The sequence below is a fragment of the bacterium genome (assembly GCA_028820935.1).
Taxonomy (GTDB): Bacteria; Actinomycetota; Acidimicrobiia; order Spongiisociales; family Spongiisociaceae; genus Spongiisocius.
On record JAPPHZ010000025.1, the window covers coordinates 1 to 6,794 of the forward strand.

At 67.2% G+C, this 6,794-nt stretch carries 6 protein-coding genes; 1 reads left to right on the forward strand and 5 read right to left on the reverse strand.

The features are described 5' to 3' along the window. Positions 1–56: 56 nt before the first annotated feature. The 5 genes from lepB to cofG form a co-directional block, all read right to left on the reverse strand. Positions 57–626, reverse strand: a complete 570-nt coding sequence (gene lepB, locus OXM57_05365) for a signal peptidase I (GenBank protein MDE0352098.1) — start codon at positions 624–626, stop codon at positions 57–59. Positions 627–761: 135 nt separating this feature from the next. Then, complete coding sequence (rplS, locus tag OXM57_05370; protein MDE0352099.1) at positions 762–1,103, reverse strand: 50S ribosomal protein L19; 342 nt, start codon at positions 1,101–1,103, stop codon at positions 762–764. Between the two features lie 142 nt (positions 1,104–1,245). Next, on the reverse strand, positions 1,246–1,911 hold the full coding sequence (trmD, locus tag OXM57_05375; GenBank protein ID MDE0352100.1) for a tRNA (guanosine(37)-N1)-methyltransferase TrmD: 666 nt from the start codon (positions 1,909–1,911) through the stop codon (positions 1,246–1,248). A gap of 55 nt (positions 1,912–1,966) precedes the next feature. Beyond that, positions 1,967–3,856 carry a 5-amino-6-(D-ribitylamino)uracil--L-tyrosine 4-hydroxyphenyl transferase CofH gene (cofH, locus tag OXM57_05380; GenBank protein MDE0352101.1) on the reverse strand — a complete coding sequence of 630 codons (1,890 nt, stop codon included), beginning with the start codon at positions 3,854–3,856 and terminating at the stop codon, positions 1,967–1,969. Then, positions 3,853–5,004 carry a 7,8-didemethyl-8-hydroxy-5-deazariboflavin synthase CofG gene (cofG, locus tag OXM57_05385; GenBank protein MDE0352102.1) on the reverse strand — a complete coding sequence of 384 codons (1,152 nt, stop codon included), beginning with the start codon at positions 5,002–5,004 and terminating at the stop codon, positions 3,853–3,855. The genes cofH and cofG overlap by 4 nt, the downstream gene beginning before the upstream one ends. Before the next feature lie 93 nt (positions 5,005–5,097). On the opposite strand from cofG, the gene OXM57_05390 reads away from it, so the two are divergent. Beyond that, a complete protein-coding gene (locus tag OXM57_05390; GenBank protein MDE0352103.1) occupies positions 5,098–6,744 on the forward strand; it encodes a SulP family inorganic anion transporter in 1,647 nt (548 codons plus the stop codon). Positions 6,745–6,794 lie beyond the last annotated feature (50 nt).

Sequence of the window (6,794 nt, forward strand, 5' to 3'; positions counted from 1 at the left end):
TAGCAACTAGCAACTAGCAACTAGCAACTAGCAACTAGCAACTAGCAACTAGCAAGTTACAGGCCTTCCAGACGGGACACGGGCCAGAACCGGATGAAGGCGCGGCCCACGATGGTGTCGACCGGAACCGGCCCGAAACTCCGGCTGTCGCGGCTGTTGTCGCGGTTGTCACCCATCACCCACACGTGCCCGTCGGGGATGTAGACCGGGCCCAGGTCGGCCATCCGCGCGCCCGGCGGCACGTAGGGCTCGTCCAGCACCAGGCCGTTGACCATCACCCGGTTGTCGCGGACCTCCAGCCGGTCGCCCGCGACCGCGATCACCCGCTTGATCAGATCCTCTACGCGGGCCACCCGGATGCCGACCGCCTCGACGACGTGGCGGACCATGCTCTCCCAGATCGGCTCGGGCGGGTCCTCGTACTCCATCGGCATGTCGAAGACGATCACCTCGCCCCGGTCGGGACCATCGAGGACGTAGGCGATCCTGCTGACCAGGACCCGGTCATCGATCTCCAACGTGGGGATCATCGACTCGGAGGGGATGAAGAAGGCCTGGACGAGGAAGACCTTGACTAGTACCGCCACGACCAGGGCCAGGAACAGCACGCCGGCGGCCTCCCGCACGAACCGGGCGCCGTAGCGCCGCCCCGCTGAGGGTGCCGGCGGGGCATGTGCCTGTGATGGGGCAGGGTCCGTGCCGGGCCCGCTGTCCACTTGCGCGGGGATTCGTAGTCAGGCTGCGGGCCGGCGGGATGTCTCCTAGCGCTTCTCCTTGATGCGCGCCGCCCTACCGACCCGGCCCCTCAGGTAATAGAGTTTGGCGCGGCGGACGTGCCCGCGGCGGGTCACCTCGATCTTCTGGACGATCGGGGCATGAACCGGGAAGATACGCTCCACTCCCACGCCGAAACTGATCTTGCGAACGGTGAAGGTTTCGGAGAGGCCGCCGCCGTCGCGGGCGATCACCACTCCTTCGAACATCTGGATGCGCTCCCGGCCGCCCTCGACCACGCGAACGTGTACCTTGACCGTGTCGCCGGGACGGAAATCGGGCACTTCCTCGCGCAGATGGGCGCGCTCGACATACTGGAGGTCGTTCATCGAGGTCTCCTCACGATCGCGTTCCTGCCGGACCCGCGACCAGGCTGCTTCGAAGAGGTCGTGGGTCTGCCGGACAGGGGTAAGCAGCCCGGGCAGTTTACCCTGTTCCGAGGGCCGATTCCAACGAGGACCGGCCACCCTCCTATGGAAGCAGGTCGGGGCGCCGTTCTCGAGTTCGCTCCACACGTTGGGCCTCTCTCCAGGCCTCGATCCGGCCGTGGTCCCCCGAGACCAGAACTTCCGGAACGGGCCGACCCCTGAATACGGCGGGTCGGGTGTACTGGGGCTCCTCGAGCAGTCCATCCCGGAACGACTCGTTGTCCAGCGACCGGGGGTTGCCGAGGACGCCGGGGAGCAGCCGGGCCACCCCTTCTAGGACGGCCAGCGCGGCGGCGTCACCTCCGGCCAGGACGAAGTCGCCCAGCGAGACCTCCTCGTCGATGAACTCCTCTACGAATCGCTCGTCCACACCCTCGTACCGGCCGCACACCAGGGTCAACGCCTCGTACCCCGCCAGCCGGTCCAGCGTGCTCTGGCGGAGGGGCCGCCCGGCCGGCGTCAAGAGCAACTTGTGGGTATGGAGCCGGCTCTCGACGGCGTCGGCGAGCGGACCGGGCATGAGCACCATCCCGGCGCCACCGCCGAAGGGAGCATCATCGACCTGGCGATGAACGCCGATGCCGTGCTCGCGGAGGTTGATCAATCTGAGTTCCATGGCGCCGGTCTGCACGGCCTTGGCGACCACGCCCACCCCGGTCGGGCCTGTGAAGAACCCGGGGAACAGGGTTATGACCGCCACGTCGATCATGGTTCCCTCCCTCGCGTCTCGATCCCGAAGAGACCGGCCGGGCCGCCGCCCGTCCTCAGATGCGAGGCCGGACCCGGCTCTCGACCGCCCGGTAGAGCGTATCGCGCCGGGACGGAGTACGTCCCGCCTCCTCGATCACCGCCTCGAGTTCCCCGGCACCGACCTCTTGGCCGTGCGACGCACCGGCGGCGCGCGAGATCGTCTCGTTCATCAGGGTGCCGCCCAGGTCATTGCAACCGGCCGAGAGGAGCCGGGCGGCGCCGTCCGTGCCCAGCTTCACCCACGACGCCTGGATGTTGGGAACCAGACCATCGAGCGCCAGGCGGGCCACCGCGTGAACCAGGACCACCTCGTCCCAGGTGGGGCCGGGCCGCGCCCGGCCCCGGAGGTAGATCGGAGCTCCCATGTGGACGAACGGGAGCGGCACCAGTTCCGTGAAGCCGCCGGTACGGCGCTGTATCTCCCGGATAACCTCCAGGTGGTTGGCCCATGACAGGGGGTCGTCGATGTGGCCGAACATGATGGTGGAGGTTGACCGGAGGCCCAGTTCGTGGGCGATGAGCATCACCTCGGCCCACTGTGACGTGCGGATCTTGTCTGGGCACAGGTGCTGCCGGATCCGGTCATCGAGAATCTCCGCCGCGGTCCCCGGCAGGGTGCCGAGGCCGGCCTCCTTGAGCATCTCCAGGAACGCCCGGACCGGCATGCCGAGGGTTTCCGCTCCCTGCCACACCTCCAGCGGGGTGAAGCCGTGGACGTGCATGTCCGGCGCCGCCGCCTTGATGGACGACAACACGTCCACGTAGAACTGGCCGGTGAACTCGGGATGTATCCCTCCCTGGAGGCACACCTCGGTGGCGCCACGCGCGGCTGCCTCCGTGGTGCGGTTCACCACCTCCTCGATCGACATGAGATAGGGGTCGCCGCGCAGGTTGAGGCTGCGGGGACCCTTCGAGAAGGCACAGAAACCGCACCGGAAGTAGCAGACGTTGGTGTAGTTGATGTTGCGGTTCACCACGTAGGTGACGGTCTCTCCCACCCGTTCCCTCCGGAGGACATCCGCCACGGCGGCTATTGCGTCCACATCATCGCCGCGAGCCGACAGGAGGGTGACCATCTCTGGCACCGTGGGAGGCGTTGCGTCGATAGACCGGTCGAGTATGGCCCGGACCTCCGGCGATGCGGCCGCCATCCCAGGCCAGGCTCCGTCCGTCCACAGGGCGTCCGGCCAGGCTGCCGAGACCCGCCGCGGGCTGAGAGGAGGAGAGGTCGCCATACCGGGCGCCCACTCGTATCGAGGCCGGGCGTACCCACCTCCGTCGACCAGATCCAGGTACGCCTTGAACAGATCGCGCGCCAGCGAATCCCGAGCCTCGTCCACGGTGATCCCGCCTGGCACGGCCACCCGCTCGACCAGCCGGCCACCCAGCGCCACCCTGAGCTCACCTATGCGCTCGGTGTCCCAATCACGCAGGAGGAGGTCGCGGGCACCTTCATCGACGGCGGTGACGGCTTCCACAACCGAGTCGGCGAACACGGAAGGTCTGGCATCAATGGCAGGGAGGCCACAGATATCGGCTGCCTCATCCACCCGGCTCCGACCGGTGCGGAGGAAGGCGGCGCCCGTTCTCGCCAGGGCGTCGATCACCTCGGACCGGTCGTCGGTGTGGACCACCGTGAGCCGCCAACCGGCGACCCCCTGATCCGACAGTCCCAGGGCCTCATCGGGTGGCACGATCCAGGAGATGACCTCTGCCTCTGCTGCGCCTACGGACACCGGAAGCAGGCCTCCGGACAGGCAGGCCGCCACCGACTGGGCGTCCGGGCTCCGCAACTCGAGGGAGGTGGTGCCTTCGACGCGGCGGGTGGCCGCCGCTGCCTCGGTGACCTGGTGGGCAGGTCGAACGCGGCAGAACGTGATGTCGGTGTGGGCCCAAGTTGTCATAGGGATACCTCCAACCGGACGTCCTTCGGCACGCTTCTAGAGTACCCCCGCTCATCGGTCGCGGCGCGCGCCCGTCCGATCAGGCCGCGGTCTATCCAGGTCTCGCTGATGAACTCCGGATAGACGGGCAGGCGAGGCCTCAGTTCGAAGCCGTAGGCCTCCGTCCGGGCTCTCAGCTGGTCCAGATGGGGCCAGGGCGCCTCCGGGTTCACCCAATCGATCGTGAGCGGTGACACGCCTCCCCAGTCGTTGATGCCGGCCTCCAGGTAGATCTCGTACCGCTCGGTGAGGTTGGGGGGCACCTGCAGGTTCATCTCCGGTCCGAGGATCCAGCGAGCCACCGCCACCACCCTGGCGAACCACGCCGGTATGGGCTCGGCCGATCTACGCATCAGGGTGTCGGCCTTGGCCCGGAAATTCTGGATGATGACCTCCTGGATGTGGCCCCGGCGGGCATGTACGTCCCGGATTGCGAACAGGCTGTCGACGATCTCGGGGGTGGTCTCGCCGATACCTACCAGGATGCCGGTTGTGAACGGCACGCGCGCCGCGCCGGCGTCCTCGATCGTCCTCATCCGGACAGCGGGATCCTTGTCGGGACAGTTGTGGTGAGGCATCCCGGGGTCCATCAGGCGGGGAGAGATGTTCTCGAGCATCAGGCCCATCGACACGTTGGTGGGGCGCAGGGCCTCGATCTCGGTGCTGGTCATGATCCCGGGATTGGCATGGGGGAACAGACCCGTACGCTCCACTATCAGCTCGCTCATGGCCCGGACGTAGCCGATGGTGGTTCCGTAACCCTGGGCATCCAGGAACGCTCGTGCCTGCGGCCAGCGTTCCTCCGGGCGGTCCCCCAGGGTGAGGAGCGCCTCCGAACAGCCGGCCGCATCACCCGCCTCGGCGATGGCCAGCACGTCATCGGGCGTCAGGTACTCGCCTCCCGCTCCCGGTGGCTTGGCGAAGGTGCAGTAGGTGCACACATCCCGGCAGAGGGTGGTGATCGGGACGAACACCTTGGGGCTGTACGTGATCGTGCGTCCCCGCCCCTCGTCCCGGATCCGGCCCGCGCGCTCGAACAGCGGGCGAGTATCCAGCTTCCCATCTATGTAGTCGACAGCACGCTGGTGGTCGGGAGGCGGGTAACCCATTCGAGCAACGGATCTTAGAGGGTGCGCGTACAGGTGGCACCCACCCGAACATTCCGGGCCAGCCACTCAGTCCGGGGGTAGAGTGGACGGCGCGTGAAATACACCCTCAGCACCTTCCGGGAATACACCCTGAGCAACTTCCGGGACGATGCATTCGGAGGCATCACTGCGGCGGTGGTTGCTCTGCCCCTGTCGTTGGCGTTCGGGGTGGCATCGGGCCTGGGCGCCATCGCCGGACTGTACGGCGCCATCGCGGTCGGCTTCTTCGCCGCGGTGTTCGGTGGTACCAACACCCAGATCTCCGGTCCGACCGCGCCGCTGGCCGTCGCCATCTCCGTGGTGTTCATCTCCACCGGCGAGAGCTTGACCCAGACCCTCACGGTGGCGGTTCTGGCCGGCATCTTCCAGATACTCATCGGCGCGCTGCGGCTCGGTAGCTACATCGCTTACACCCCTTACCCCGTGGTGTCCGGATTCACGACCGGCGTCGGCGGCATCATCCTGTTCGTCACCACGTTGCCGCTGCTCGGCGCCCCGCACGCCTTGGGAGGTCCGCTGGCGGCGGTGCGAGGGTGGCCCGCCGCGCTTGCCGACATCAACCTCGGCGCCGTGGTTCTCGGCGCGACGGCCATCGGTGTCAGCATCATCTGGCCCCAACGGCTCCGAACGGTCCTACCGACCTCGGTGGTGGCGCTGGTGGCAGGCACGGTGCTGGGCTTCACGGTCTTCACAGGCGCTCCCACCATCGGTGAGGTGCCCACCGGGCTGCCCGCCATCGCCCTGCCCTCGCTTACTCTCGGCATCCTGGCCGATTCCGCCCTCCCGGCGCTGACGATCGCTCTCATCGCCTCCATCAACAGCCTCCTCACCGCCCTGGTTGCGGACTCGATGACGGGCGACGACCACAACCCCAACCGGGAGCTGATCGGGGCGGGCATGGGCAACGTCATCGCCGGGCTGATCGGCGCCATCCCGGGCGCCGGTGCCACCACGGCCACCGCGGCCAACATCCGCGCCGGCGGCCGCTCCCGGGTCTCGGGCGTGTTATGCGCCGCCATCATCCTGGCTTTGGTCCTGGGGCTCGGGCGATACGTCGACCGGATCCCCCACGCCGTTCTGGCCGGCATCCTGGCGAAGGTGGGCTTCGACATCATCGACTGGCGCTTCTTTGCCCGGTTCCGCTTCATCCAGCGCGAGCACTTCCTGGTGATGCTGATCACGCTGGGGTTCGCCGTGTTCGTGGACCTGGTGACGGCGGTGGGCATCGGCCTGATCGCCGCTGCCCTCACCAGCGCCCGGCAGTTCGAACTGCTGGAGCTCGAGAGCATCGTGTCCGTTCCCCTCCTCGATGCCAGCTTCCTCGGAAGCCTCGACCTCGACGGGGACGATGACGGGTTCGACATGTTCTCCGCCCGGGTGGGCCTGGTCAAGCTGCGAGGAACGTTCACTGTTGCCTCGGCCAAACGGATGACCAAGTCGATCGGTCTCGACATTCGAGAACACGAGGTGGTGATCCTCGACTTCTCCGAGACCCTGTACGTGGACCCGAGTGCGGCCCAGGTGGTGGGGAGGCTGATCGACACCGCTCTGGCGGAGCAAACGGAGTGCATCGTGATGGGCCTGGATGGAAATGCCAAGACCAGCCTGGAAGCGTTCGACGTCCTGCGCCGCGTGCCGGCAGATCGCTACACCGAGAACCTAGACGAAGCGAGAGAGCTTGCCAGGTCCTTGCTGGGCTAGTTGCTAGTTGCTAGTTGCTAGTTGCTAGTTGCTAGTTGCTAGTTGCTAGT

Coding starts and splice junctions, on each gene's coding strand:
- rplS (MDE0352099.1), bottom strand. CDS start 1,103: ATGAACGACCTCCAGTATGTCGAGCGCGCCCATCTGCGCGAGGAAGTG.
- trmD (MDE0352100.1), bottom strand. CDS start 1,911: ATGATCGACGTGGCGGTCATAACCCTGTTCCCCGGGTTCTTCACAGGC.
- cofH (MDE0352101.1), bottom strand. CDS start 3,856: ATGACAACTTGGGCCCACACCGACATCACGTTCTGCCGCGTTCGACCT.
- cofG (MDE0352102.1), bottom strand. CDS start 5,004: ATGGGTTACCCGCCTCCCGACCACCAGCGTGCTGTCGACTACATAGAT.